This is a genomic window from Chitinophaga qingshengii, from assembly GCF_014529935.1.
Taxonomy (GTDB): domain Bacteria; phylum Bacteroidota; class Bacteroidia; order Chitinophagales; family Chitinophagaceae; genus Chitinophaga; species Chitinophaga qingshengii.
On the sequence record NZ_JACVFC010000001.1, the window covers coordinates 408,149 to 434,448 of the forward strand.

At 48.6% G+C, this 26,300-nt stretch carries 21 protein-coding genes, 1 tRNA gene and 1 pseudogene; 10 read left to right on the top strand and 13 right to left on the bottom strand.

Translation table 11 applies throughout. From position 1 onward, the window contains the following. Positions 1 to 21 precede the first annotated feature (21 nt). Positions 22 to 738, bottom strand: coding sequence for a hypothetical protein (locus ICL07_RS01530; protein ID WP_188086187.1), 717 nt, complete (start codon positions 736 to 738; stop codon positions 22 to 24). A 387-nt stretch (positions 739 to 1,125) separates the two neighbouring features. On the opposite strand from ICL07_RS01530, the pseudogene ICL07_RS32765 reads away from it, so the two are divergent. Beyond that, positions 1,126 to 1,902 (top strand): annotated as a pseudogene (locus ICL07_RS32765) (recombinase family protein); the annotation flags it as partial. A gap of 733 nt (positions 1,903 to 2,635) precedes the next feature. Here the strand turns inward: ICL07_RS32765 and ICL07_RS01540 are convergent. Then, positions 2,636 to 2,719 (bottom strand) — tRNA-Leu (locus ICL07_RS01540). Positions 2,720 to 2,880: 161 nt separating this feature from the next. Here ICL07_RS01540 and ICL07_RS01545 point away from each other — a divergent pair. Continuing rightward, on the top strand, positions 2,881 to 4,152 hold the full coding sequence (locus ICL07_RS01545) for a hemolysin family protein (RefSeq protein WP_188086188.1): 1,272 nt from the start codon (positions 2,881 to 2,883) through the stop codon (positions 4,150 to 4,152). On the opposite strand, the gene ICL07_RS01550 is transcribed toward ICL07_RS01545, so the two are convergent. The 7 genes from ICL07_RS01550 to ICL07_RS01580 form a co-directional block, all read right to left on the bottom strand. Beyond that, positions 4,139 to 4,882 carry an ABC transporter permease gene (locus ICL07_RS01550; protein ID WP_188086189.1) on the bottom strand — a complete coding sequence of 248 codons (744 nt, stop codon included), beginning with the start codon at positions 4,880 to 4,882 and terminating at the stop codon, positions 4,139 to 4,141. The genes ICL07_RS01545 and ICL07_RS01550 overlap by 14 nt on opposite strands. Before the next feature lie 14 nt (positions 4,883 to 4,896). Beyond that, positions 4,897 to 5,676, bottom strand: a complete 780-nt coding sequence (locus tag ICL07_RS01555) for an ABC transporter ATP-binding protein (protein ID WP_188086190.1) — start codon at positions 5,674 to 5,676, stop codon at positions 4,897 to 4,899. A 131-nt stretch (positions 5,677 to 5,807) separates the two neighbouring features. Next, positions 5,808 to 6,443 carry a response regulator transcription factor gene (locus tag ICL07_RS01560; protein WP_188086191.1) on the bottom strand — a complete coding sequence of 212 codons (636 nt, stop codon included), beginning with the start codon at positions 6,441 to 6,443 and terminating at the stop codon, positions 5,808 to 5,810. After that, positions 6,440 to 7,231: a sensor histidine kinase gene (locus ICL07_RS01565; protein WP_188086192.1), complete on the bottom strand. Its 792-nt coding sequence runs from the start codon at positions 7,229 to 7,231 to the stop codon at positions 6,440 to 6,442. The genes ICL07_RS01560 and ICL07_RS01565 overlap by 4 nt, the downstream gene beginning before the upstream one ends. Further along, positions 7,201 to 7,839: a hypothetical protein gene (locus ICL07_RS01570; protein ID WP_188086193.1), complete on the bottom strand. Its 639-nt coding sequence runs from the start codon at positions 7,837 to 7,839 to the stop codon at positions 7,201 to 7,203. Before ICL07_RS01570 ends, ICL07_RS01565 begins: the two co-directional genes overlap by 31 nt. A gap of 18 nt (positions 7,840 to 7,857) precedes the next feature. After that, a complete protein-coding gene (locus tag ICL07_RS01575) occupies positions 7,858 to 8,406 on the bottom strand; it encodes a hypothetical protein (protein WP_188086194.1) in 549 nt (182 codons plus the stop codon). A 123-nt stretch (positions 8,407 to 8,529) separates the two neighbouring features. Beyond that, entirely contained in the window at positions 8,530 to 10,731 is a 2,202-nt protein-coding gene (locus ICL07_RS01580; RefSeq protein ID WP_188086195.1) for a B12-binding domain-containing radical SAM protein, read from the bottom strand. Positions 10,732 to 11,251: 520 nt separating this feature from the next. On the opposite strand from ICL07_RS01580, the gene ICL07_RS01585 reads away from it, so the two are divergent. The 5 genes from ICL07_RS01585 to ICL07_RS01605 all read left to right on the top strand — a co-directional run bounded on the left by ICL07_RS01585 (position 11,252) and on the right by ICL07_RS01605 (position 17,809). Beyond that, complete coding sequence (locus tag ICL07_RS01585) at positions 11,252 to 12,505, top strand: peroxiredoxin family protein (RefSeq protein ID WP_188086196.1); 1,254 nt, start codon at positions 11,252 to 11,254, stop codon at positions 12,503 to 12,505. An 84-nt stretch (positions 12,506 to 12,589) separates the two neighbouring features. Beyond that, on the top strand, positions 12,590 to 13,234 hold the full coding sequence (locus ICL07_RS01590) for a YceI family protein (RefSeq protein ID WP_188086197.1): 645 nt from the start codon (positions 12,590 to 12,592) through the stop codon (positions 13,232 to 13,234). A gap of 271 nt (positions 13,235 to 13,505) precedes the next feature. Beyond that, positions 13,506 to 14,462 carry a cytochrome-c peroxidase gene (locus ICL07_RS01595; protein ID WP_188086198.1) on the top strand — a complete coding sequence of 319 codons (957 nt, stop codon included), beginning with the start codon at positions 13,506 to 13,508 and terminating at the stop codon, positions 14,460 to 14,462. 5 nt (positions 14,463 to 14,467) lie between these two features. Further along, the gene (locus tag ICL07_RS01600) at positions 14,468 to 17,017 is read left to right on the top strand and encodes a TonB-dependent receptor plug domain-containing protein (RefSeq protein ID WP_188086199.1); all 2,550 of its coding nucleotides are present in this window, start codon (positions 14,468 to 14,470) and stop codon (positions 17,015 to 17,017) included. A 24-nt stretch (positions 17,018 to 17,041) separates the two neighbouring features. After that, complete coding sequence (locus ICL07_RS01605; protein WP_188086200.1) at positions 17,042 to 17,809, top strand: DUF4397 domain-containing protein; 768 nt, start codon at positions 17,042 to 17,044, stop codon at positions 17,807 to 17,809. A gap of 76 nt (positions 17,810 to 17,885) precedes the next feature. Here the strand turns inward: ICL07_RS01605 and ICL07_RS01610 are convergent, their stop codons facing one another. Genes ICL07_RS01610 through ICL07_RS01620 form a run of 3 tightly spaced genes read right to left on the bottom strand, consistent with a single transcriptional unit; the run spans position 17,886 to position 21,520 of the window. After that, on the bottom strand, positions 17,886 to 19,763 hold the full coding sequence (locus ICL07_RS01610) for a TonB-dependent receptor plug domain-containing protein (RefSeq protein WP_188086201.1): 1,878 nt from the start codon (positions 19,761 to 19,763) through the stop codon (positions 17,886 to 17,888). A gap of 48 nt (positions 19,764 to 19,811) precedes the next feature. Continuing rightward, positions 19,812 to 20,510 carry a LytR/AlgR family response regulator transcription factor gene (locus ICL07_RS01615; protein WP_188086202.1) on the bottom strand — a complete coding sequence of 233 codons (699 nt, stop codon included), beginning with the start codon at positions 20,508 to 20,510 and terminating at the stop codon, positions 19,812 to 19,814. A 2-nt stretch (positions 20,511 to 20,512) separates the two neighbouring features. Further along, positions 20,513 to 21,520 carry a sensor histidine kinase gene (locus tag ICL07_RS01620; protein ID WP_188086203.1) on the bottom strand — a complete coding sequence of 336 codons (1,008 nt, stop codon included), beginning with the start codon at positions 21,518 to 21,520 and terminating at the stop codon, positions 20,513 to 20,515. 187 nt (positions 21,521 to 21,707) lie between these two features. Here ICL07_RS01620 and ICL07_RS01625 point away from each other — a divergent pair, with 187 nt between their 5' ends. The 3 genes from ICL07_RS01625 to ICL07_RS01635 all read left to right on the top strand — a co-directional run bounded on the left by ICL07_RS01625 (position 21,708) and on the right by ICL07_RS01635 (position 25,412). Next, positions 21,708 to 24,083 (top strand): alpha-L-rhamnosidase-related protein, encoded by a 2,376-nt coding sequence (locus ICL07_RS01625; protein ID WP_188086204.1) that lies wholly within the window; start codon positions 21,708 to 21,710, stop codon positions 24,081 to 24,083. 54 nt (positions 24,084 to 24,137) lie between these two features. After that, positions 24,138 to 24,680 carry a hypothetical protein gene (locus ICL07_RS01630; protein WP_188086205.1) on the top strand — a complete coding sequence of 181 codons (543 nt, stop codon included), beginning with the start codon at positions 24,138 to 24,140 and terminating at the stop codon, positions 24,678 to 24,680. A 114-nt stretch (positions 24,681 to 24,794) separates the two neighbouring features. Beyond that, on the top strand, positions 24,795 to 25,412 hold the full coding sequence (locus ICL07_RS01635; RefSeq protein ID WP_188086206.1) for a hypothetical protein: 618 nt from the start codon (positions 24,795 to 24,797) through the stop codon (positions 25,410 to 25,412). Positions 25,413 to 25,530: 118 nt separating this feature from the next. Here ICL07_RS01635 and ICL07_RS01640 read toward each other — a convergent pair whose 3' ends face one another. After that, positions 25,531 to 26,298 carry an isocitrate lyase/PEP mutase family protein gene (locus ICL07_RS01640; protein WP_188086207.1) on the bottom strand — a complete coding sequence of 256 codons (768 nt, stop codon included), beginning with the start codon at positions 26,296 to 26,298 and terminating at the stop codon, positions 25,531 to 25,533. Between the last annotated feature and the right edge of the window lie 2 nt (positions 26,299 to 26,300).

Consider the following 26,300-nt stretch of genomic DNA (forward strand, 5'->3'; position numbering starts at 1 on the left):
TAAACTATTGCGAGTAAATTTCTATATCGTTTCCTTCTTTAAGTGATCAAGCCATTTATTCACCTGTTCCATTACCTCTTTTAAATCCATATTGGGATAATATTTCTGTACATAGTCCGCAAACTGGGCTTTTGTTTTTTCATCTTCCCATTCCAGTACAGTAAGGCTTAATATAGGCCATTTCTTTGTTTGCTGCATAAAGCCGTATAATGGCAGGTATGGCGGGGCATAATAAAACGAATTTTCTACCAATTCATCATACAAGGGCTTATTAAAAGCCCTTTTCATATCCCGTACTACATCATAGACAATACGAAATCTGCTACCTTGCTGTACCATGACAGCGAATGCCGGCATTCCCTTATCTTGAAAAAAGACGTACATATAATCAATAAAACCTTCTTCTGTTACGTCACATAGATCTTTGCTATAGTAGGCATATTCCTGTTTAAACAGGTCTAAAGAAAAGTCTGATAGGTTTTTGTCAATAATGAAATCAATTAACGCATTTTCTTTTTTAATAATATCTTCAATAGAAGGCCCACCTGTCAAACCCGCTACAGATAAAAAATACCGGGGTTTAGAAAATAGTTCAAAATAGTAGCTCTTAAAAAAGATCGTCTTTCTGTCAAATGTTATCTGTATATATAGCGGATAAGTAAGTTTTCCATGAAAGGACACTTGTTTAAGCCGTTCATTGAAATATGTTTTATAGCTAACCTTATAGGTTTTACTCATTTTTATTCGATTTTATGCTCGTTTGTATACAAAATATATAACAATCTTATCGCAATCATTGTTTTATAGTTTAAATTGTATCAAAACACACTAATTATTGTCAATACTAGTAAATATCGATAAAATTTAGTAAAATTTATAAAAAAGTTTAGGTAAAACATAAATTAACAAAACAAAATACTTATATTCGTTATGAAGAAATATTTCCCTCCATAGGGTTTTGTGAAACTGATTAATGTGATGGTGTAAAATGGAGACAATTACCCCCGAAAAAATAGTAGAAATACTAGGAAAACATGGTACACATGTAACAATAGAAGAAGCTAAGATTATTCTGGAATTTATGTATAAACTGGCTAATATAGCCATAAACACGTATTTAGGAAGATGAAGGCAGATTTATACATCCGTGTAAGCACTGATGAGCAGGCAGACAAAGGTTTTTCCCAAAGAGACCAAGAGGAAAGATTACGCAAATATTGCCATAATAACCAAATATCTATTCGCAAGGTGATTTTTGAAGATCATTCTGCCAAGACGTTTGATAGGCCGGAGTGGCGTAATGCGCTCTTAGATCTGAAAAAGCGGAAAGACCAGATAGATGTTATCCTATTCACCAAATGGGATAGATTTAGCCGTAATGCTGGTGATGCCTACCAAATGATTAACGTTCTGCGTAGGTTAGGAATAGAGCCACAGGCCATAGAACAACCGTTAGATATGGCTGTTCCGGAAAACAAAATAATGTTGGCAGTATATCTGGCAGCCCCTGAAGTGGAGAACGACCGGAGAGCATTAAATGTATTATATGGGATGCGTAGGGCTAAAAAAGAAGGCCGTTGGATGGGGCCTGCGCCGGTTGGATATGCTAATAAGATAACGGAGGATATGCGCAAGTACATAGCCCCCGTAGAACCATATGCCGGTATTATGAAATGGGTATTCAATATGATGGTAACCGGCCAGTACCAAGTGGAGCAACTTTATAGAGAAGCCCGCCTGAAAGGCATTAAGTGCTGTAAAACTAATTTCTGGAATCTACTTAGAAACCCAGTTTACTGCGGGAAGATTTATCTATCTGCTTACAAGGATGAACCAAGTACTCATGTACCCGGTTTGCATGAGCCAATTATATCAGAAGCATTATTTTACGAAGTACAAGACCTGCTGGATGGCAAGAAAAAGAATTACCGCACTAAAGTCGGTTCACAGGAAATCATGCAGCTACGCGGTCATCTGCTTTGCCCTAAATGTGGTCATTTATTAACGGGTAGTGCTTCACGGGGCAGAAACGGAATTTATTATTACTATCATTGTAAATCATCATGCGGTGCACGTTTCAAAGCAGAAGCGGCAAATGATCTTTTTTCAAAAGAGCTGCGCAAATTTGTTCCCCGCGCAGGCATGGCAGAATCTTACAAAGTGGTAGTTAATTCAGCATATAAAGCCCAAGCGAAAGGGCATCGTAGTGAGGCAAAGGAAATTACCGATCAATTAAATGAAGCTCAAAATGATATAGCAAAAGCAAGGAAATTGCTATTAAAAGAAGAAATCGATGCTTCCGACTATAAGGCAATCAAAGCCGAGAGCGAAAAAAGAATTATGCTACTGGAAGCCAAATTAATGGAGGCTGCAAAGAATACAAATAATATAGAATCCTTGTTGGATAAAGCTGTAAAATCCCTTGTAATCCTTGACCAGCTTTATAAAGATGGAGATGTAAAGAAGAAGCGGCAAATCATTGGTTCGATTTTCCCGGAAAAACTCACTTTTGACGGAATCAATTATCGAACCGCACGGCTCAACGAAGCTGTCAAGCTGATATACACACTGGACGCGGGTTTCCCCCCAAATAAAAATGGACAAACCGAAGTAAATCTCGATTTGTCCACTTTAGTGCCCAGAACTGGATTCGAACCAGCACACCCTTGCAGGCGCTGCGACCTGAACACAGTGCGTCTACCAATTTCGCCATCTGGGCAACTGATATTGTGATCAGGGAGCGCAAAGATAAGCACTCATTTCATTTCTCCAAATATTTTACTGAAATATTTTTTTCAGCCAACCGTCGCAAACACCCTGAAAACCAGCACCATAAACAATTACAGCAAACATTTGTTATTTCTGTAAACACCGTGAACTATGCTCTCCGTTATCATTATCATCGTACTGATCGCCTGTAACTTCTACTTCTCCCTGGCTGAAATAGGCCTGATATCGGTAGATAAAAACACATTGAAAATACAGGCGGACGGCGGTAGTCAACGCGCTGCCAGTGTCCTGAAACTGGTCAGCGAACCGGATGAATTCCTCAGCGCGGTACAGGTAGGCATCACACTGGTAGGTATACTGGAAGGCCTATACGGAGGGGATATGATGGCGGCATGGCTGGAACCGGTATTCCGCTCCTGGCACCTGGGCAACTATGGCGCTCACCTGCTGGCACTGATTATTGGCGTGGGGGCTATCACTTACCTCACTATCATCTTCGGGGAACTGATCCCTAAAACACTGGCCCTGCTGAATCCGGAGAAAATTTCTTTTATCATCACCCCTTCGATGATTATTTTTTCAAAACTCACCTACCCTTTTATTAAACTGCTGACATCGAGTACCAAGTATATCCTCGGACTGTTTCACATCAACACCATCCGGGAAGAAAAACTCACTGACAACGATCTGCGCAGTATGCTGTTTATGGCTTATAAACAGGGACTAATAGAGAAAGGAGAGTTTATGCTGCACCGTAATATCTCCACGGCCTATGACCTGTCGGCGGAAAATATCATGACACCTACCAGCATTGTGGATACGCTCAACGAGAACATGGACCGGTCTGCAATAACGGAAACGATCAAACGAAGTATCCACCGCACCTTTCCTATTATGAGCAATACCAACGAAATAATGGGGGCACTGATGATCAAGGACTTTTTCCTGCAACCGGAAAAACCACTGCAGGCAATGGTTAGCCCCGTCTCCTACCTGTCGCTTAACCAGGGCGTTTATGATATGTTCCAGCTGCTACGCCGTGAAAGCACGATCATGGGAATTGTACTGAATGAATATGGGGAGTTTGAAGGCATCGTCACCTTCCACGATATTGTATCCGGCCTGTTGGGCAACCTGCCGGGGTATAACACCAAAGAGCGGTTTCTGCAACAACAGACCGACAAGAGCTGGCTCACCAATGGCATCACCCGCCTGGGATTTATACGCGAAACATTGAACCTCGAATGGCTGCGGCCTTATGAAGAAGAGGACATCACTGTAGCCGGCCTGCTGATCGGTAAATTAAAACACATTCCTCAACCCGGCGAAAAGGTTACGCTCAATCAGCTCACCTTTGAAATCAAAAAAATGGACCGTCACCGGATTGAGGAAGTCGTTATCAGCATGGCTAGTTCCACTTAAAGAAACGGATACCCGCCGCCGCAAATACAATGGTATAACCGATAGTAGCCAGCATGGCGTAAGTAGCCTGCATATTCCAGGTAGCAGGCTGCAACGCGGTACCGATAACACGGTTCACCACACCATAGGGCGACCACTGCACGGCTTCTTTCACGGCCTCTCCCAGCACGCCGAAGTTGCCCAGCATCCCCACCATGATGAAAATAAAATATACCAACCGGGTGGTAGAATTCACGGTCTCCGGATTTTTGATCAATCCCACAATCAGCTGCCCAAGACTTAAATACAGCGCCCCGCCTAAGATAGCGGCCAGGAAACCCATGAGATAACCCATCGGCGACAACGTAATTTTATCTACGGCACTGCCCACGGCGAAAATAGCGATGGTCATAACCATAATAGTGGCAATTTGTACCAGGATGCGGCTGCACATGATCGTCCAGGCCGCTACAGGACCTACCCGCAGACGCTGGAACACGCCTTTATCACGGTCACGCGCAATGGAATTGGTGTAGCCCAGCAGGCCAATACTGATAAGGCCAATGGTAATACCACCGGCAATCACATAAGGACCGCCCATGGTTTTGACCAGCCCTTTCCAGGAGATAACGATCACCAGCGGCACCAATAACACCAACCGAAGGGAACGGCGGTTACGCCACAGGGTGGTAAAATCAGCCCGCAATAATGCGGTCATCACGGCAGAAGTCTGAGGTATGTTGGTTTGCATAATAACGAGTTGAGTTATGAACGGACAGCCCGGCCGGTGAGACCGATAAATACATCTTCCAGGGTTATTTTTCCTTTACGGGATACGCTGATCACATCAGGGTCGTTGCGATGAGCGGCGATGAGCGCTTCCGGCGTATCGATCGCTATCACGCGCCCATGGTCGATGATGGCTATACGGTCACATACCGCTTCGGCTTCTTCCATGGAATGAGTGGTGAGTAATACGGCATGCCCTTTTGCTTTGATGCCTTCGATACGGTCCCACAGCTGCCGCCTGGATTGGGGGTCCAGACCGGTAGTAGGTTCATCCAGCAGCACCAGCTGCGGATCATGGATCGTGGAGATAACAAGGGATACCCGCTGCTGCTGTCCGCCGGAAAGCTGACCATAACGTTTGGTAGCGGATTCCTGCAGATTGATTTCCACCAGCTTCTCCTCCACTTCCGCGGGACTTAATTCTTTTCCATAGATACCTGAAAACAACCGGATGATCTCTGATACATTCAGTTCAGCCTGAAAACTGGTAGATTGTAATTGTACGCCCATGTTGGCTTTGGCATAGAGAGGCTGTTCGAGGATACTGAAGCCGGCGACGGTGATCTGACCTCCGTTGGGCCGTACCAGTCCTTCAATAGCGCTTAGGGTACTGGTTTTACCGGCGCCGTTGGGCCCCAGCAGTCCGAAAATTTCTCCCGGCTGTACGGCAAAGGACACCCCTTTTACCGCCTGAAAAGAGCCATAGGACACACTCAGCTGGTCCACCTCCAGGATTGCCCTTTGTTGATTGCTCATGTGCAGATGTTGATTTTGGATGAATGAAACTGGATGCAATGATACTAAAACCAACAAAGGGACACATTAAAAATAAGGTCAATAACCGGCACTAGTCGGTAAAATACAGCTTTTAACCGGTAGAACTGGTATTACAACGATACCAGCTGCCGCCGCAAAGCTTCCAGCACCATACCTGTACGGCTTTGCACGTTCAGTTTGTGGAACAGGATCTCCCGGTAACCATCTACGGTACGCTCGGAGACATTCATTTTCTGCGCGATGGCTTTATAGGTAAGATCACTGCAGGCGAGGCTTAAAAACTCTTTCTCTCTTTCGGTGATGGTTTCCTGCTGTTCTGATTGCAGGATCAGCCGGCGATAGTTGACATTGGAGGCATCGTTGTGGTAGTAACCCGATTCATGGATCTCCCGCAGCGCCTTCTCCAGCTCCACCGGGTGAATGTCTTTCAGCAGGTAGGCACAGCAACCAGCTTTGAGCATGGTAATAATGGTGCCGTCATTTTCTTTCATGGACAATGCGGCGATACGGAGACCGGGATACAGCTTCTGCAACTGCGCAGTGGCTTTGGGACCATCCATCACCGGCATGTTCACATCCAGCAGCACAATATCCGGCGGCGATGGCAAAGCCGCTATTTTATCGAGCAGCTCTTTGCCGTTGACGGCTTCTGCTACGATGCTAAAACCGTTGAAGCCCGCTACGAGCAGGCTGAGTGATTTAAGGAACAATTGATGGTCGTCTGCAATGGCTATTCTGATGTTCATAACTGATTTGGTTCAACGGGTAATTTTATCAACACAGCAGTACCTCCTGCATCCGTCACCTCCCAGTTGATTGAACCGCCCAACAGCTGGGTACGGTGTTGCATATTCCGGATACCCAAACCACTGGCCGACATACCGGCTTTGTCAAATCCGGCGCCGTCATCTGCGATGATCAACAGTAAAATGCTGTCGGCTATACGCATACTGATGTCAATCACTTGGGGACGGGCATGTTTCAGGCAGTTTTGCATGGCTTCCTGGATAATACGAAACAAGATGATCTGCGGTTCGGACTGTAGCGGCAGCTCTGCCAGTTCATGCATGAACGTCACGTTAACGGTGCGACTGGCATTAATACGCGCTACTTCGCTCTTCAGGTTCTCCAGCAGACTGAACTGGTCGAGCCATTGACGGCTAAACGATTTGGACAACGCACGCAGGTTATGAATGGCTGTTCCAAGGGTGTCTTCCGCAATCCTCAATGTTTCCGGTGCTTCGGTCAGGTTACGCTGGGTTACATTGATTAATAATTTTGTACTGGTTAACAATTGGCCTATATCGTCGTGAAGCTCCTGCCCCAGGTGAGCAAAGGTTTCTTCCTGGATTTCGATCTGAGACCACATTAATTGTTTATCATACTCTTCTTTCATTAACTTAAGCTGATGCAGATAAGCCTGTTGCTTTTTCTTATAGTTGATGATCGCCACAATGACGATCAGTCCCATAATGATGAACAACAAGGTGAGTAATATAACCGCTACGAAGAAATCCTGTTTGACCGGAAGCATATGATGCTTTTTATCAGCATAATATACAACAGGTAATTGGATAATGAGTTTAAAATCGCAAAAAGATGTTTGGCAGACCGCGCATCACTGGCCAATAACAGGTTGTAAAAGCCGTTGACACACATAGAGGCGGCGAAATAAAAGAAAAAGGCCAGGGTCAGCCAAAAATCAGGGTGCCGGAATATAGACGCTTCACTATTAGGGGTAATCGAAAAAAAGGATAAAAGGCACCAGCAAATGACCAGGAAACTCTCAACGGTGATATTTATGCCGGGGAAATAACGCCAGCCACCATATACAAAGCTGTACACGAGAGAAACGATACAGAACACCCCTATAGAGATGCTCATCAGTAGCCGCCAACGCTTATCCGTAATGCCTGATCTTAAAATAATTGTTATCAGACTATATTCCAGCACCACAAAAAAATGATAGACAATGTAGAAATGGGACCCACGCTTCCCGATCAGCTCTACTGTCACCTCCGATAATATGGAGATACCCAGTAATACTGCCAGAAGCTTAACCTGCGCATATCGCAGGTTAAGCAGGCTAATGGCAAAACACGTTACCAGCATCGCATAATATCCGTAAATCCATCCGTTCATTCGGCGTAGTCAATTTTTTTAGCAATTCTCTAAATCCACAGGTGTAACAGCGCCAAACGGATGACCGCTGGCTTTCAGCGCTGCAAATAATTCGTCCAGGTCCAGTTGCTGCTTTTCGCCGCCGTTACCTCTTTCCTCAGCATTGGGATCTCCGGGACCATCATACAACTTACCGCTTTGGGCTTTTTCCAGCAAAACATCAAAACCAATGCTTTTATGGTTGGCGTCCAGCCCCTGCCCCATCAGACTGATCTTGTCATCAGCTTCCGGAATAACAAAATTAAAACGAACATACTCACAACCCGGCTGGCTCAGCAAACGGAAAAGGGAAGCCTTGCTGAACTCAACGGAATACACCTTCTGAAAAAAGGCCTTTACTTCGGGATGTGTATCCAGATACTTGTAAAAATGATACATCATTCCATAAAATGCACTCACGGTAACAGGCATCCCGTAGGTTTTGGGATCACCGGTAAAAGGCATGTGAGAGTCAATAGGGATAGTAGTATCCTGCAGATACCCCTGGTCATTAGCGGTATAACCGCTGACCATCATTTTGTCGCTCATGTTGTTGTGTTTAGTGAAAACAAATATTCAACATTTTTTTCATGCTTTATACCGGGGATTTTCCCGGGTACCCCCCGGGAGAATTCGGGTAACACATTACAATCCGCAACTGAAAACAGGGTTTTATAACTTCAGCAAACCAGATTTGTACAGGGTATTCACCGGCTTATTATCCCAGAACAACTCAAAATCTTCCAGGCCAGCCGCTTCATAGCTGTCTTTAACTTCCTGCAGCGTATAGGTTTTGGCGTTAGCAACGGCTACCTGCTCCAGTATACCAGCCAGCCACTGGCCCTGTTCCGGCGCCACACTAATACTCATCTTTTCTTTTTTATTCTGAAAGGTGAACGAGGCCACTTCCCAGGTACTACCCTTCTTGGACTTGGTAATCACCTCCATAGACGGCTTTTTGCCCAGAAACACCACCTTGCTCGTGGGTTTTACGGTGCCAGCTTCTTCTTCCAGCAAGGCATTGGCAATAAAGTCCGGCGCTACGCTCGTTTTCGGTACCTTAAACTCAAACCATTTGTTCAACGGGTAGTCCAGGCAAGCGCCGTGCATAAAGTTCAGCAGCGACTTCTTCAGACCATAGCTAAAGCTCTCATGATCGGCCCCGGTGGGATCGATATGCATGATATCATTGTTGGCAAAGGCGCCGATAGCTTCGGTTTCCTTTTGTACCTGGAACTTTGCCGGTTCCAGTCCAACAGGACTATGGGCAGTCATGGTAAACTGGTGCCAGAAGGCCGATTGCAAAATACCCGCCTGGAACATCTGCCGCACCATTTCCAGGGCGTCAATAGTTTCCTGTGCCGTTTGCGTAGGGAAACCATACATCAGGTAAGCATGTACCATGATGCCGGCTTCGGAAAAATGGCGGTTCACCCGCGCTACCTGCGCTACCGTGATGCCTTTATTAATAAGCCCCAGCAACCGGTCTGATGCTACTTCCAGGCCTCCGGACACGGCAATACAGCCGGAGGCTTTGAGCAACAGGCACAGGTCCCGCGTGAAACTTTTTTCAAAACGGATGTTGGTCCACCAGGTAACCGTGAGCTTACGCCGAATGATTTCCAGCGCTAAAGCCCGCATCAGCGCCGGCGGCGCCGCTTCGTCCACAAAGTGGAAACCGTTCTGGCCGGTCTGCGCAATGATGGTCTCCATGCGGTCGCATAACATGGAAGCCGCTATAGGCTCATAAATACGGATATAATCCAGTGAAATATCACAGAAAGTACATTTGCCCCAGTAACAGCCGTGGGCCATGGTGAGTTTGTTCCAACGCCCGTCGCTCCAAAGGCTGTGCATGGGATTCACCACCTCAATGGCGGATATGTATTGATCCAGCAGCAGATCGCTGTAGTCCGGCGTACCGACTTCACTTTGTTTGTAATCGCGGCAGGACGAGTTGTTGAGATAAGTTACCTGTCCATCCTGCAACAGGAAGGTGCGTTTCAGGTCTTCGGTAGTTTTTTGTCCGTTGAGGAACTGAAACAGGTTTTCCATGGGCGCTTCGCCGTCGTCAAGCGTGATGAAGTCGATGAATTCAAACACGCGCGCATCGCTGAGGGAACGCAGCTCCGTATTTGGGAAACCGCCCCCCATCGCTATTTTCACCTGCGGATAATGTTCCTTGATCCATTGTCCGCAGCGAAAAGCAGCGTACAGGTTCCCCGGAAAAGGCACCGAAATAGCCACCAGAGAGGGTTGTATGCTTTCCATCCGGGCAGCCAGCAGGTCTGTCAGGATATGATCGATATAGGTATACCCTTCGTGAAGGGCATCATACAGTTCATCAAAACTATTGGCAGAGCGGCTCAGGCGCTCGGCATAACGGCTGAAACCAAAGTGCGGGTCCACACATTCCATGATCAGGTCTGACAGGTCCTCCAGATACATGGTAGCGAGGTGTTTGGCCCTGTCCTGCGTGCCCATGGAGCCAAAGGCCCAGTGGAGATCGTCCAGCTGCGCAAAACGGGAGGCTTCCGGCAGGAAGTCACGTTTACTGATCTGGTGTGCCAGTGTAGGATTCCGGCCCTGTAAAAACAAAATAACCGCGTCAATCGTGTTGATATAGTCCTCCTGCAAAGCGATGATCCTGGCGACGTTTTCAGAAAGTTCCGCCGGCGGTTCTGCCGCAATGCTGTCAAACAACTGCTGTAAACCCTGTTTTGAAAATAAAGCCAGCGTGACTTCTATACCCAGGTCAGCCTGGAAAGCGCTGATTCCTTTGGTATTCAGGAACCCTTTCAGGTAGGCTGTGGCCGGGTACGGCGTGTTCAGCTGGGTAAATGGCGGCGTTATTAAAAAAACAGAATGACTCAAAACCGGTTATTTTAAACCGCAAAGGTAGGTGATTCTAACGAAAGATAGCAGGGCTGCGGATATCCGCCTTAAAATTGAAATAGTCTACAAAAATTATAGACTTTTATTTGGAAATATAAATAACCGCTCCTACCTTTGTTTTATCACACCTAATTAAGCCCACCGTTAATTAGTTTATACCACCACCATCTTTTTGCGGAGCTATAAAATAATTAGCATGAAACCAACAGTTTTTATCTTTCGATGTTGTTCTCCCTGTCATATTTAGGGATTTCGCTATTTACCAATTTTGATATTTTGGGTATTCCTCTTTGTAGCGTCCCTAAATAATTTTCCTATTTCTCTTTTATTTTTTTTCCCTTCGGGCGATGCCTGCCGGATTTCCGTATCGTATATGCTTTACCGTGATCTGCGCCTGATCATCGTACGCAGCTTTGCAGAAACTCTTTGCGCCTTTGCTGCTTCGCGCCTTTGCGTGCGCCCTTTGCGAACCATATTTCTTCAACCAAACAATAAAACCATGAAAACACATAAGTCACTTTTACTCACCGGTTTGCTGTCTGTTTCCCTTTTAAGCGGCGCCAGTGCTACGCCTGATAAACCATTTGTACGGGAAGGCATCTGGAGAGGGGTGTTCACCCTCAACGAATCCAAAGTGCCTTTTAACTTTGAGCTAAAAGGCAAAGATCCTGAACACGCGGTGTTCACGCTGCTCAATGGTACCCGCCGGGATGATTTCCATGTGCAGCGCATCGGCTCCGACTCGCTCTTCATTAAAATGAATACTTACGACGCCGCCCTGGTAGCCAAAATAGAAGATGATGGCAAAATCACCGGCGAATACCGCAGCCTGGTACCCAACTTCCGGGGCAACGCCCTCCCTTTCTCGGCTGAATACGGCCAGGACTATCGTTTTGCGCCGGCAGGCAGCGAAACGGCGCCACAATACGATATCAGCGGCAAATGGGACCTCACCATCTACAGCAAGGAACCTACGCCCAACCGCGTTGGCCTGCTTAAACAGGAAGGCAACAAATTGACCGGTGTGGTCATGTCTGTTGTAGGTGACAGCCGCGAACTGGAAGGCACCGTTCACGGCGATGAATTTGAACTGTCCGGCTTCACAGGCCCCAGTCCAATCTACATCAAAGGAAAAATTAATGACGACAAATCCCTTACCGGGGAATTGAGCCTGGGTATCTATAACAATATCAAATTCGATGGCAGTAAAAACGCCGCCGCCGCACTACCAGACCCTTATGCGCTCACTTACCTCAAAGAAGGCTACAAAAAACTGGACTTCACCCTGCCCGACCTCAATGGTAAACCGGTTTCTCTCAGCGACGAAAAATACAAAGGCAAAGTAGTGATCGTGGAAATCATCGGTACCTGGTGTCCCAACTGCACCGACCAGACTTCCTTCCTCTCTCCCTGGTTCAACAAAAACAAAGACAGGGGCGTAGAAGCAGTCGCTATTGGTTTTGAACAGAAAGACGACCTGGAATATGCCCGCTATACGCTGGGGAAACTCAAAGAAAAATACAACATACAATATGATATTCTTTTTGGTGGCATTGCTGATAAGAAAGTGGCGTCAGAGAAATTACCGGCGCTCAACCGCATGATGGCATTTCCTACTACCATCCTGATAGACCGTAAAGGGGAAGTAAGACAGATACATACCGGCTACACCGGCGAAATCACCGGCCAGTATTACAAAGACTACGTGGCCAAATGGAACAGGGACCTGGAAGAGCTGATTGCGGAAAAATAACTTTAACAGATCTTTTTCCGCATTGCGCAAATGCTTCTCCCCGATTCCATCTACTTTGCAGCAACATTTAAAACACACCTTTATATGCAACGATTAGTATCCCTGGTATTCGCAGGTAGCGCCATCGTCCTGATGTCATTCAACAACCCGGCTACTGCCGGCAACGGAAAACCAGCCAAAGCTGTCACCAGCACTAAAAAAGCGACGACTTTCCAGGTAGACAAAACCCAAAGTAAACTGAACTGGGTAGGTAAAAAAGTAACCGGTCAGCACAGCGGCACCATCGACGTATCCGACGGTAAACTGGACCTGGAAAACAACGTACTGAAAGGCGGTAGTTTTTCGCTGGATACCCGCAGCATTACGGTAACCGATATCAAAGACGCCAGCGGTAACGCCAAACTGTTAGGCCACCTGAAAAGTGAAGACTTCTTCGGCGTGGAAAAATTTCCGGCAGCCAATTTCGTGATCACCAAAGTAACACCTAAAAGCAACGGTAGCTACGATGTTACCGGCAACCTCACTATCAAAGGCATTACCAACGCGATCACCTTCCCGGCTACCGTAGTTATCAGCGGCGCCAAACTGACTGCCAAAGCGGATATTAAAGTAGACCGTACCAAATACAACATCCGCTACGGTTCCAAAAGTTTCTTCGAAGGCATTGGCGACAAGGCTATCTACGACGATTTTGATCTCGCCGTAGAACTGGTCGCCAACGCGCAATAATCACCCTCCATCCATTACTACTTACCCCATTATAATTCCTGGGGAGAACAGGCACTATCGCCCGTTCTCCCGGGAATGCCAAAACATTTGGTTATTTGGTCATTTGGTTATTTGATTATTGTTTTAAGGATGAAAACCTTTTTCTTGTTTTAGCAGTATCATTATTGGATAAATCAACCAACAACACAACCATCTCCACCATCCAAGACTTCGTTTACTGCAGAACAGACTAAACAGTCTCTAAAAAACATCTAAATAAGTAAATATATAAATGAAAAAATGGATCTTCATTTTGTTGGGGGTGCTATGCCTTTGCGCAGCCCTGGCAGGTGTCCGCACGGGCGTACGTGCTGCCGATCCTCCTACCAAAGCTCAACTGGGAGAACGGCTGTTTTTTGAAACGCTGTTATCAAAAGATAACAGTATCAGCTGCGCTTCCTGTCACCAGCCACAGCATGGCTTTGCAGATACTGCGGCGCTGAGCCTGGGTATTCACCGCACGCCTACCAAAAGAAATACACCCGGCATCACCAACCTCTCCGGAAGGCCCAGCTATTTCTGGGATGGCCGTGCGCCTACACTGGAAGCACAAGCGCTGCAGCCCATCATTAATCCGGATGAAATGGGATTACCGATTGAAGAAGCGGTACAACGGCTCAACGCACAGGAACGTTACCGGCAGCTGTTCCTGCAGGTGTTTGGCGGTCCCGCTACAGCGGCCAACCTCACCCAGGCGCTGGCGGCCTATGAAAAAACGCTCGAAACGGCCAACAGTCCCTACGATCGTTTTATTGCCGGCGATGACAACGCCCTCACGGAACCGGCTAAACGCGGCAGAATTTTATTCATCGGCAAAGCCAACTGCAACAACTGCCACTCGGGGGAAGACTTTACGGCAGACCGTTTCAAAAACATCGGCCTGTACAACGGTACCACCCTCAACGATGCCGGCCGGTACGACATCACGAAAGACGAGCATTACAAAGGCTTTTTTAAAGTACCCGGCCTGCGTAATGTGGCGGTCACCGCTCCGTATATGCATAACGGTATGTTCCGCACCTTACGCGAAGTTATTACCTACTATAATAATCCCGCTGCCATCGTGCCCGACGGCATTGGCCGGGACCTGTCGCTCAGCAAACCGCTGAATCTGAACGAACAGGAGATGCAGGACCTGGAAGCCTTCCTGGTAGCGCTGACAGACGATCGTTTTACTCATCAACCTTGAATCACATGAAAAAAATTATACTTACTGTCACCGCCCCGTTGTTATTCCATCAACTACCGGCACAGGACAAACACCTCACCGACACAACCCGTCAACTGGGAGAAATACAGATCGTCGGCTCCCGCAGCGCGGACCGTACCAAACTGAATTCACCGGTACCCGTAGATATCATCGATATCAAATCCTTACAGGAAACCGCTCCGCAAAGCAGTATCACACAGCTGTTGCAATACATCTCCCCTTCCTTTCACTCCGTGAACGGCAGCAATGCCGGCGATGCCGGTTCTGCGCTCAATCTCGCCCAGCTCCGCGGATTGGGCGTAGATCAGCTGCTGGTACTGGTCAACGGCAAACGCCGCCATAAAAGCGCTAACGTAAACTGGGGCGGCCTCGGCAACGGAGCCACCGGCTACGACCTCAACACCATCCCCGTAAGCGCGATCGAGCGTATTGAAATACTGCGCGACGGTGCCGCCGCTCAATACGGCTCCGATGCCATTGCCGGCGTAATTAATATCGTACTCAAAAAACAAACGGACCAGCTCCTGGTCAGTACCACTACCAGCACCAGGCGACGGGGCGACGGCGTGACCACCCGCACCGGTATCAACTACGGTACCCGGGTAGGCCACGACGGCAGCTATTTTAACATCACCACCGAATTTGCCACCCAGGCCATTGCCCTGCAACCCGGCCGGGATGATGCCGGGCTGTATAACGGCCCCATCTATGGCGGCGGCGCCAATACCAGGGGCTACGACCCAATCTATACCAAAGAGATAGACGACGCCATCCTGCAAAGCCGTGGCATAGACCGGCATTTTTTCGACCAGCGTGGCGGCGGTTCCAACAAAGCGAAAGATGCACTGCTGTTTTTTAATACAGCCATTCCCGTGAGAGAACAAACGGAACTATATGCCTTCGGCGGTATCAGTCGCCGCAACTCACAATTCACCGCGGTATACCGTTTGCCGGGATGGACGGAGCGCAACAACACCACGCTTTACCCTGACGGTTTTCTCCCGGCCATGGACAATGGCATCACCGATAAATCCCTTGCTATCGGTATCAAAACAACTTTTCACCAATGGAAAATAGACTTATCCAATGTATATGGCCGTAATGATTTCAGCAATGTGATCAGCAATACACTCAATGCCAGTTTGGGTACTAAAAGTCCCGCTACCTTCGACGCCGGCAAATACAACGGTTCCCAGAACACGGCCAGCCTGGATATCAGCCGTTATTTCCCGCAGGCGCTGCATGGCCTCAACATCGCTTTCGGGGCGCAATACCGTACCGAGACCTACCAGATCATTGCCGGCGAAGAGGCATCCTATATCAAAGGAGACCTGCGGCCTATCTATCGCGTAGATACCAGCGCCGCCGGGGTGCCCTACCTCTCTGATGCCGGCTGGCTGGCGCTCAACGGCCTCTCTCCCGGATCGCAGATACACGCCGGTTTCCGGCCGGGCAACGAGGTGAATGTGAGTCGTGCTATTGTAGCCGCCTACGCCGATGTGGAAGCTAAAATCACTGCGCACTGGCTGCTCTCCGCTGCCGTGCGGGCGGAGAACTTTTCCGATTTTGGCAACGTGACTACCGGGAAAGTGGCCACCCGCTATAGTTTTGCACCCTGGTTAAGCTTGCGGGCCTCTGCCAACACCGGTTTCCGGGCGCCGGACCTCGCCCAGTTCTACTATACGGAAACCTCTACCACTTTTCAGCAGGGCCGGGCTATCGACCTCGTAACGGCTTCCAACAAAAGCGCCGCTACCCGGGCGCTGGGCATCCCCTCGCTTACACCCGAACGGTCTACCGGATATACCGCCGGTATTACTTCTCAACCGGCGCCCCGCGCAGAAATCACCGCCGACGCCTATTACGTGGAAATTAAAAATCGTGTAGGCAATACCGGTAACTTCTCAGCCAACGATCCCCATCTGCCGGCTGATGTACGCGGTCTGCTGCTGCAAACGGGTACCACCCAGGCAAAGTTCTTTTACAACGCCTTTAATACCCGTACCCAGGGCGTAGAGGTAACGGCCAGCTACCGCATCCCGCTGGGGCATAGCCAGCTGCAGCTGCTGGCAGGCGGCAACTTCGTCAACAATGAGGTAACACATATCAATACACCGAAAGGACTGGAACAATACCAATACGTGATCTTCAGTGAGGCGGAGAGAGCCAGGGTTACAACAAACATTCCCGGCAGTAAAATCACGCTGCAAGGCGCCTGGAGCACGCCCCGCTGGTCTTTGTTGCTGCGTACGGTGTATTTCGGCCCGGTGACGACCGCCACGGCACAAAATGCCACTTTTCCCAAACCGGATTACTATTTCCAGCAACTGAAACCCATCTGGATCACCGACCTGTCCGTGGGTTACCATATCAGCAAAAACATACAGGCTACACTAGGCATCAACAATGTATTTGATGTACTGGGCGATTACACCGACCCTGCTATTTCCGGTCTGCGTAACCCCACCGTGGTAGGTATCCAGAATGGCAGCGCCGGTATCCAGCCATTCGTCAGACTGTTTGGCAAATTCTGATCATCGCCCTAAAAAAATAATGACATGAAACGATATTTCCCCTTCATATTACTGGCCTTCAGCGCCTGCACCAAAAGTGATTACCTTGATGTGAATGCCGGCGAGCGGCCGCCGCTGCAAGCTTACATCAGCTTCGTGAATGCCCGCCCGGTGGCTACCGGTATCCAGTTCTGGACATTCACCCAACAGGTAACCACTACTGCTGTCGGTGCTAACCAGTCCTCTCCCTATCTGCCTGCTACCTATGGCAATGTGCAAATCAATTTTACAGAAGGGAATGGCAGCAGTTACAAGGCTTCGCGCCAGTTTGGTAACAGTGCCGCCTATACGGAAAACGGCGGTCCCAATGGCCCCATTCCCGGATATTATCATACCGTGGTGGCCGCCGCCAAAAAGGACGACCGCAGCAAAGATACACTGGTGCTCTTCTACGACGATCTGAGCAAAGCGCCTGATGGCAAAGCTAAACTGCGTTTCCTTCATTTCGCCGCTGGTATCGGCGATGTGCAGGTAACACTACAACAGCAGGGCAGCGGCAAAGTCTGGTTTGAAAAGGTGAGTTATGGCAGCGCCGGCGGGGGCAACCTGTCAGGCGCTGCTTATGACTTAGGACCGTTCACTAACGTAAACGCGGGTACGATTTCATTGACTGTCAGTGTCAACGGAAAACCATTGGATATACCGGCACTGGCATCACTGAAGCTGGAAGCGGGGAAAGCGTATACGGTTCTGTTGAATAGCAGCGTGAATGAAAAAGGTGTTCCCGGGGCGAGTTTGTTGGTACATGAATAGGGGACGCGGCGGTTCTGAAAGGGGGGATACCGTCGAAGAACCCAGGGCTAAAACCCTGGGTTTCCGCGTTTTTTATTTAAAACCTCACGCTGCCTCCCAACGTCACCCATCGGCCGGGCATGGGAACTGCACCGGCTTCTACATAGGTCACGTCCAGCAGGTTATTAGCATCGGCATATACCAGGAAACGGCGCTGCTGGTAAGCAATACGGGCATCCACTACGGTATAGTCCTTATAGTTGATACGCATGTTATAACGCGCGGTAGCAGACACCATCCAATGCTGCAGCAGGGAAGCACGCACACCGGCGGTTAACTGATGCCGCAGGCTCTCGATCACATAACGGGATATCTTGTTGCTGTTATCATCTCCCTTAAAAGAAGGAGAAAGGTAATTATACCCGGCATTAGCAGCAAAGCTGCTGAATACGCCGCCGGCAAAAGTAGTAGCATAACCTGTTTGCAGGGAGAACCCTTTTGTATCTGCCCGCTGGAAGTTCTGCGGCTGCCAGGGTTGCGGGAGGCTATCTTTCACGTAGTCAATAAAATCGGATATCTGACGATAGAATACGCTGCCGGAATAGGAAAACTTACCGCTGTACCTGCGGATGCCCGCTTCCATATAAGTCGCTTTTTCCACGCCCAGGTTGGCATTGCCGAGAATGGCCGGGCTCTTGTAATACAGGTCGGTGTACGTAGGCAGGCGTTGTGCTGTGCCGATATTGGCATACAGCTTCAGGTCGGAAGTGATGTTAAAACCAGCGTCTGCACCGGGGAAGAACTGCCAGCCATAAGCGGAATTGTAGTTCAGATAACCGCCTACAGAGAAGTTAAAACGTTTATCGGCTTTACTTTTGTATTCTCCATAGATACCCAGGTTGGTCCTTTCATGAATACCCAGGTTATTGCTGTTGATAGCCTCATAGCGGGCTTCCGCGCCGGCGCCGAAGGAGCCTATAGCGGTTTCAAAGCGGTTGTTGAGTTCTAGGTCTACAATATTGTTGTCGTGCAGGTTAGCACCGGCTTTATTTTGTTTGACGTAGAGATAGTTGTCTTCCGTATAGCGGTAACTCATGCGGGGGGTCATCTCCCACCCTTTGCGAACCTGGATTTTATCGCTCACCGCCGCCAGGAAGGTTTTTACGGATTCTTCCGATTCCTTATCACCGGGCGCTGCATAGAAGCCATTGGCGCCATAACTGTTTTTCACAAAACCGGCCAGCGCTCTGACATCATGGTTAGCCGACGGCTGAAAAGCACCCTGGTAAAAGGCTCTGTAGTTATCATAGGCGGTATTGTAACGATAACCGTTGCCACTGTTGGCGTTGAGTGACAGCGATTGTCCGCTGTTACCGCTCATCAGCGTACCGGTGGCGCCCACGCCGTAACCGCTGTACAATTTATCTTTTTCATTCTTTTTGAAGCTGCTGCCTGCGTTAGCACGCACAACAGCGCCGGTTTCTTTCGGCTGCCGTGTGATGATATTGATCGCCCCGTTGAGCGCATTGATACCGTATACCCGGGCAGCGGCGCCACGGAGGACTTCAATATGATCCACATCGTCCAGGGAAACCGGCAGGTTCATCATATTATGGCCTGTCTGCGGATCAGTGATTTTGATGCCGTTCAATAATACCAGTGTCTGGTCAAAGGTACCGCCATCAATACCGATATCAGCCTGTACACCGCCGGGACCGCGCTGACGCACATCCAGTCCGGGTACAAACGCCAATACCTCGTTGATAGAGGTAACAGCCAATGCGTCTATCTGTTTACGGCTGATGATGGTAATATTACGATTGGCTGCCTTTAAAGGCGCTGCCAGCCTGTTTTCCTGCACAATCACCTCATCGAGGCTGTGCCGGGCCATCACAGTATCAGCAGGGTGTTGCTGGGCGGTGGCTCGGCCACACAGGCCCGTTAAAAGGAATATCAGGAGGGTACGGTTGTGCATTTTTATTTAAAAATTGGTCAAAGCGGCGCAAAAGTACAGAGAATTTATTTATAACAGGTTTTTACGGGCTATCAGATCCATAAAAGCCGCTTTGTAATGCTCCCCGATCGGAATATAATGCGACCCGATGCGGATGCGGTTCCTTTCAATACCTTCCATCCCGGAAAGGGCGATGATAAACGATTTATGCACCCGCACAAACTGCTCTGCCGGCAATACTTCCTCCAGCCGGCGTATACTTTGCAGGGTCATTATTTTACCCCGGACGGTATGCAGGGCCACATATTCCTTCAAACTTTCTGCAAAGAGCAAGTCATGCAGGTTGACTTTCTGCGTCCAGCCATCTGTTTTCACCAGGAGGAAAGGAGCTGTTTTTTCAGGAACCGGTGCTATACGCTCCCGTGCTTTAGCCACTGCTTTAAGGAAACGTTCCAGGGAGATAGGTTTAAGCAGATAGTCCACCACATCCAGCTCATACCCTTCCAGGGCATACTGCGGATAAGCGGTGGTGAAAATCACTTTACAATGGTTGCCCAGCAACTGTTTGAGTTGAAGCCCATTCAGCTCCGGCATCTGTATATCCAGGAATACCAGGTCGGCCGGTTGTTGCTGCAAGGCAGCCAACGCTTCCAGCGGATTACTGAAAACACCGGTCAGCTGTAAAAACGGCGTTTGCAGGATATAATCCTGCAACAACGCCTTGGGCAATGGTTCATCATCAATGATCACACAGGACAATACAGCCATTTTCAGGAGAGTTGAATCGTTAAAGCGATGGTATATTGCCGGCCGCTAATAGATGTTTCATACCGGTATTTACCGGGATACAATAGTTCCAGCCTTCGTTGCACATTAACCAGACCAATACCTTTGCCGGGATCTTTCTGCCCTTCGTTAATGAGGTTCGCCGCCTGAAAACACAACTGATCGTTGCACAGCACCAGACTTATTTCCACCGGATGCGCCGCGTCGTTCAGTACAGCATGTTTGAAAATATTCTCTACAAATGGTACCAGCAACAAGGGAGCAATGCGGTATTGATCCAGGTCTCCGTTAACAGTGAGATGACAGGCCATTTCACCGTGTACCCGTAACCGTTGTAAGGCGATGAGTTGCTCTATATAGGCCAGCTCCTTCCTTAGTGGTACGCGATCCTGGTTGCTGTCGTCCATCATGTAATGCATCATCTCAGACAGCTTCATCACCGCATCGGCAGTATCCGGCGACTGCTGATAAGCCAGTACATAAATACTGTTGAGGGTATTAAACAGGAAATGCGGATTGAGCTGGGATTTCAGGAAAGCCAGTTCTGTTGTCAATTGTTGGGTTTCCATCCGGCGTTTTATCCGGTCATGGTAAAACCAGTCTTCTGCAAAACGCCAGGCGATACCCAGCGGCATCAGGTAACAAAACAGGTAGCCTGTGTGCAGGAACCAACGCAGGATTTTAAAATCAATGGTACCTTCCTGGTACCGGCCGAAAAAAGCGTTCAAGCCTAACACGACTACTGTATCCAATAACATCAGTCCCAGCCAGCCTAATAATAACGGCGCCCATTGACGGTCCCGCTGCCAGCGTGGAAACAGCCAGCTGTAGTTGGCGTAGAAAGAAGAAAGATAAAGTGCGAAATAAATCAGCCACTCCATCATACCCTGGGTGTCCCGTGCCCGTATTATTGGTTCGGTGATGATCACCACCATCAGTAACCAGAAACCGGCATGTAGCAAACGTTGTTGTTTCATAGTTTGAATTTTCATAACCTGAAATTACCACCGGCGCGGGAAGCGCTTTTTTCATTTCAACAAACAGGCTCATATAGGGTATCAACGCCGGAAAGAACACTTATTTTTCTGCCAGCCACTCATCAAATTACTCATTTTTTGCTTCCGGATATAAATATTAGATACTATCTTGACAGCACTGCGTACCTGTAAAAGCTACATCATGAAATTCCACGTATACTCCCTGGCGTTATTGCTCGGCTGTGCCAGTCCCGCGATTTCCTATAGCCAGCAACTGCCTGTCAACCCGGCGCTGTTGCAAAACCACTGGACCGCCTCCTGGATCAGCTGTCCCGGTATTGCCCAAAGAGCCTATGGCATTTATCATTTCCGTAAAACCGTCACCCTGACCGGTAAACCGGCGAAGTTTATCGTTCACCTGAGCGCCGACAACCGTTATCGCTTTTTTGTGAATGGTCAGGCGGTATGCAGTGGTCCCGCCCGTGGCGACCTTTACAACTGGAACTTTGAAACCGTAGATATAGCGCCTTACCTGCGTGCCGGTGACAATACCCTGGCCGCCCTGGTCTGGAATATGGGGGAACATGCGCCCGTAGCGCAGGTCTCCAACCAAACCGGCTGGCTGCTGCAGGGAGATACGGAAGCGGAAAAGATCGTCAATACCGGCAAGGACTGGAAGGTATATCACGATACCGCCTATACGCCTTGTTCACTTGACAATGGCGCCCGGTTACGCAGTTATATGGTCATCGGTCCGGGTGACCATATAAACGGCCAGGCCTACCCCTGGGGCTGGGAACAGCCAGGTTATGATGACAGCCACTGGAGCGCTGCACAGGGCGTTACCCGGCCGGCCGCCGCAGGCTATGGTACCGATAACCTCTGGACACTGGTACCCCGCAGCATACCGCTGATGGAGGAAGTGCCCGAACGGATGGGACAGGTACGCCGCAGCAATGGCATTACTCCCGCTGCAGGCTGGCCTAACCGGCAGGCGACGCTGGAAATACCCGCCCGCCAAACCGTAAGCATCCTGGTAGACCAGACCTATAACACTACCGCCTATCCGCAGTTGACCGTATCCGGCGGCAAAGCTGCCAGTATTAAAATAACCTACGCAGAAGCTTTGTTCCGCAACCATAAAAAGGCCAACCGCAACGAGGTAGAGGGCATGGAGATGATCGGCAACTACGACATCTTTGAACCCGACGGCGGCAACCACCGTACCTTCCGGCCACTGTGGTTCCGTACTTACCGTTATCTCCAGCTGGACATCACCACCGGCGATGAACCGCTGCGGATAGAAGACCTTTACGGGATGCGTACCGGGTACCCGTTTGAAGAAAAAGCCAGCTTCAGCTGCAACGATACTACGCTTACGGACATATGGAAAACAGGCTGGCGCACCGCCCGCCTCTGTGCCGGAGAAACGTATTTCGACTGTCCCTACTACGAACAGCTGCAATATGAAGGTGATACCCGCATCCAGTCGCTCATCTCCCTCTATGTAGCCGGCGACGACCGGCTGATGCGTAAAGCCATCCACGATTTTTATTGCTCCCGCGTGCCGGAAGGACTTACGCAAGGCCGTTATCCGAGCAATCGCCTGCAGGTGATACCACCCTTTTCCCTCTACTGGGTGTCTATGTTGTACGATTATTGGATGCACCGGAAAGATGACGCTTTCCTGCAACAATATCTCATGGCCGCACAGGGCGTGCTGGATTGGTACGAAAAACACATCGACAGCAGCCGCCAGTTATTAGGTCCCATGAAGTGGTGGGGCTTCACCGACTGGAACACATCTTTCCCTAACGGCGTACCGGATGGCGCTACCGATGGTCATTCCGCCGTGGTGACCTTACAATATGCATATACGTTACAACAAGCCCAGGCCTTGTTTGCCGGCTTCGGGAAACAGGCGCTGGCACAGCATTATAAAGCGTTGGCCCAAAGCCTCACCCAAAGCGTGTACCGTCAGTGTTTCGATCCTGTACGCAATGCCATGGCCAATACACCGGAGAAAAAAAGTTTCAGTCAGCATGCCGGTATTATGGCGGTATTGGCGGGGGCTATCCCGGTCAACCAGCAACAGGCCGTCCTCCGCCGGCTGATGACGGATACCACGATGAGTCAGGCTACCTTCTACTATCGTTTTTATCTCAACCAGGCATTGAAAAAAGCCGACATGGGCAACCAATACTACGGCCAACTACAACCCTGGCGGGATATGCTCTCCATAGGACTGACCACCTTCGCAGAAAACCCGGAGCCTACCCGCTCCGATTGCCATGCCTGGAGTGCCAGCCCTAATTATGATTTTCTGGCTACTATCTGCGGTATTATGCCCGCACAACCCGGCTTTGCCCGGGTGAAGATAGCGCCGGCCCCCGGGGAACTGCAGCAGATCAAAGGAAGTATGCCGCATCCGTTGGGGAATATAACGGTGTCACTTACACGTAAAGGCGCACATGGCATAACGGCCGATATAACCTTACCTGCCGGGCTGGATGGCGTGTTTGTATGGGAAGGGAAAGAGAAGGTATTACATGCTGGAAGGCAGACGGTTCAGTTTTAGGTGGGGAATGACTTATCTTTAGTACGAGATATTAATCAACCGCCTGTACTGCACATGATAAAAAAGCTGTCTTTTAGCATATTAGCGATAGCAATCACCAGTTGCCAAACGCAGAAAGAACATCCTGTAACAGAATTATACAATGACCATGCAGGGTTTTGTATAAAAGCACAGATCCCCGAAGGTTGGTCGGATGATAAAGAGATTCGTAGTTTTTTAGATGAAAATTTCATCTTCCAAAATGTAAAATCGACCCAAGACCATGCTTCGTGGATGGTGCTGCAGGTCTATGAATATAAGTCGGGAAAACCTGATCAGTTTACCGTTGACTCTCTGCTAACCTGGCACATAAAGGAGGCACAGGTAGAAAATAAGACAATGAATGTCTTAAGCAGACATACACAAAAACAGTCCTCCGGGAAAACCACGGGTTACTTCGACTCCATTGTAGAATGGGACACCAATACAGTGGCCTATTCAAGGGTACTTATCTTTAACCAGGGAAAGAAAATAGCTGTTTTATCATTACACAGTAAAGGGAATCAACCTTCTTTTCAGAAAATAGCTAACATGATCACAGCATCATTAGATTATTGATTCCTGCTCTTGAAGTAAAACTTTAAATAACATCTTTATCTTGCCGGCAAATGAAAGTATTCGCCCACATTAATTAAATGACATCTTTAGCAGCCAGCAATTCCCCTGACATCTATGAAAATATCACTTTTTTTCACGCTCTTCCTGATAGGTACCCTCCCTGCTTTAGCCCAGTTATTGCAAAGAGTACCCTTGATAGATGCGGAAAGAGAACACAACGTTATACTGAAATTCAAGGATAGCACGCTCGACGAGTTTGCCGGGATTAGCATCACCTTATATAGAAACGGTACTTATGATTATTTGCAATATACATGCGCCTCAAAACTCCGCAGCGAAGGGAAGTGGAAAATAAAAAAGAAGTTACTGATATTGGAAAGTACCCTGCAGCAGCACAATATTCCGGTTAAAATAAATAACGACAGTAACAACCGTTTTGTCGACAGCTGCCGGATTGCAATAGTGAAGAACCTGAAAGATGAATTGATAAGACCCATTGTACATGTGAATAATGACGCCATCAGATGTTTGCCGGATTTGGGATTATGCGGACCGGTTGTTGAGCATATCAAACGTGTGAAAGTAGTCTTTCAAAACGGGCTTTCGTCAAAATGGATTCCTGTTAAGAAAGGAACAGAAAGAATAGCGCTGACGGTTCAGTTGACAGACACCTTCATAGAAACCTACCTGGTAATGCATCGACGGAAGTTCAGATTGGCCGAAAAGTATTAAATGTGCTGTTAAAGAAGATGTTTAAACAGGTCTCCTATAACAATAGTAAATAAAGCGAACAGTCTTTTCATTTAAACGACTTCTTTAACAACACAAAAACTGCCTTAAGCCGCTGGCATCAAAAAATCGATTCAAAATTTTTATCCGTCAGCACCTGCTCCAGGCGTTGCCCCAGCGCTCTTTTCTGTGCCCAATAGATGCTGCCGCCCATGCTCACCCGTTTCACGCCAAGGGTGGTCAGTTCGTCAAAGCCGGGTAGTCCTTTCATCGACAGTACATTAAGCGGCAGTTTTATTGCAGACACCACCGCCTGTATATCGGCTGGTTCCTTGATGAACGGCACGAAGAGACTATCAGCACCGGCTTGTGCGTATAGCCTTGCCCGTACAAAGGTTTCTTCCAGCTTACCGGGTATATCCAGCAGGAAAGTATCGGTGCGGGCGTTGATAAAAAGCTGCTGTTTCTTTTCCGCCAGGTGTGCTTTGATAGCGCTGATTTTGTTCACAAAATCGGCAGCGGGTAGCAGGGACCTGGTATCGCCGGGGGCAGAATCTTCCAGGTTGATACCGGCTACTCCGGCTTCTACCAGCAGGTCTATGTTAGCCAGCAATCCTTCTATGGAGTGGCTATAACCTGCTTCGATATCTGCGGACACGGGTACCTTCACACATTGTACAATACGCCGTATAATATGCAGCAGTTCGGGGAAGGAGATATTTTCGCCGTCGGCGTATCCCAGTGTATCTGCAATAGCCGAACTGGAGGTAGCGATGGCTTTGATACCTTTTTCCTGCATCACGAGGGCGCTGGCTACATTCCATGCATTGCCCAGTATGAGGGGTGTTTCCTGATGGTGCAGTTGTTTGAATTGTTCGAAAACTGACATGG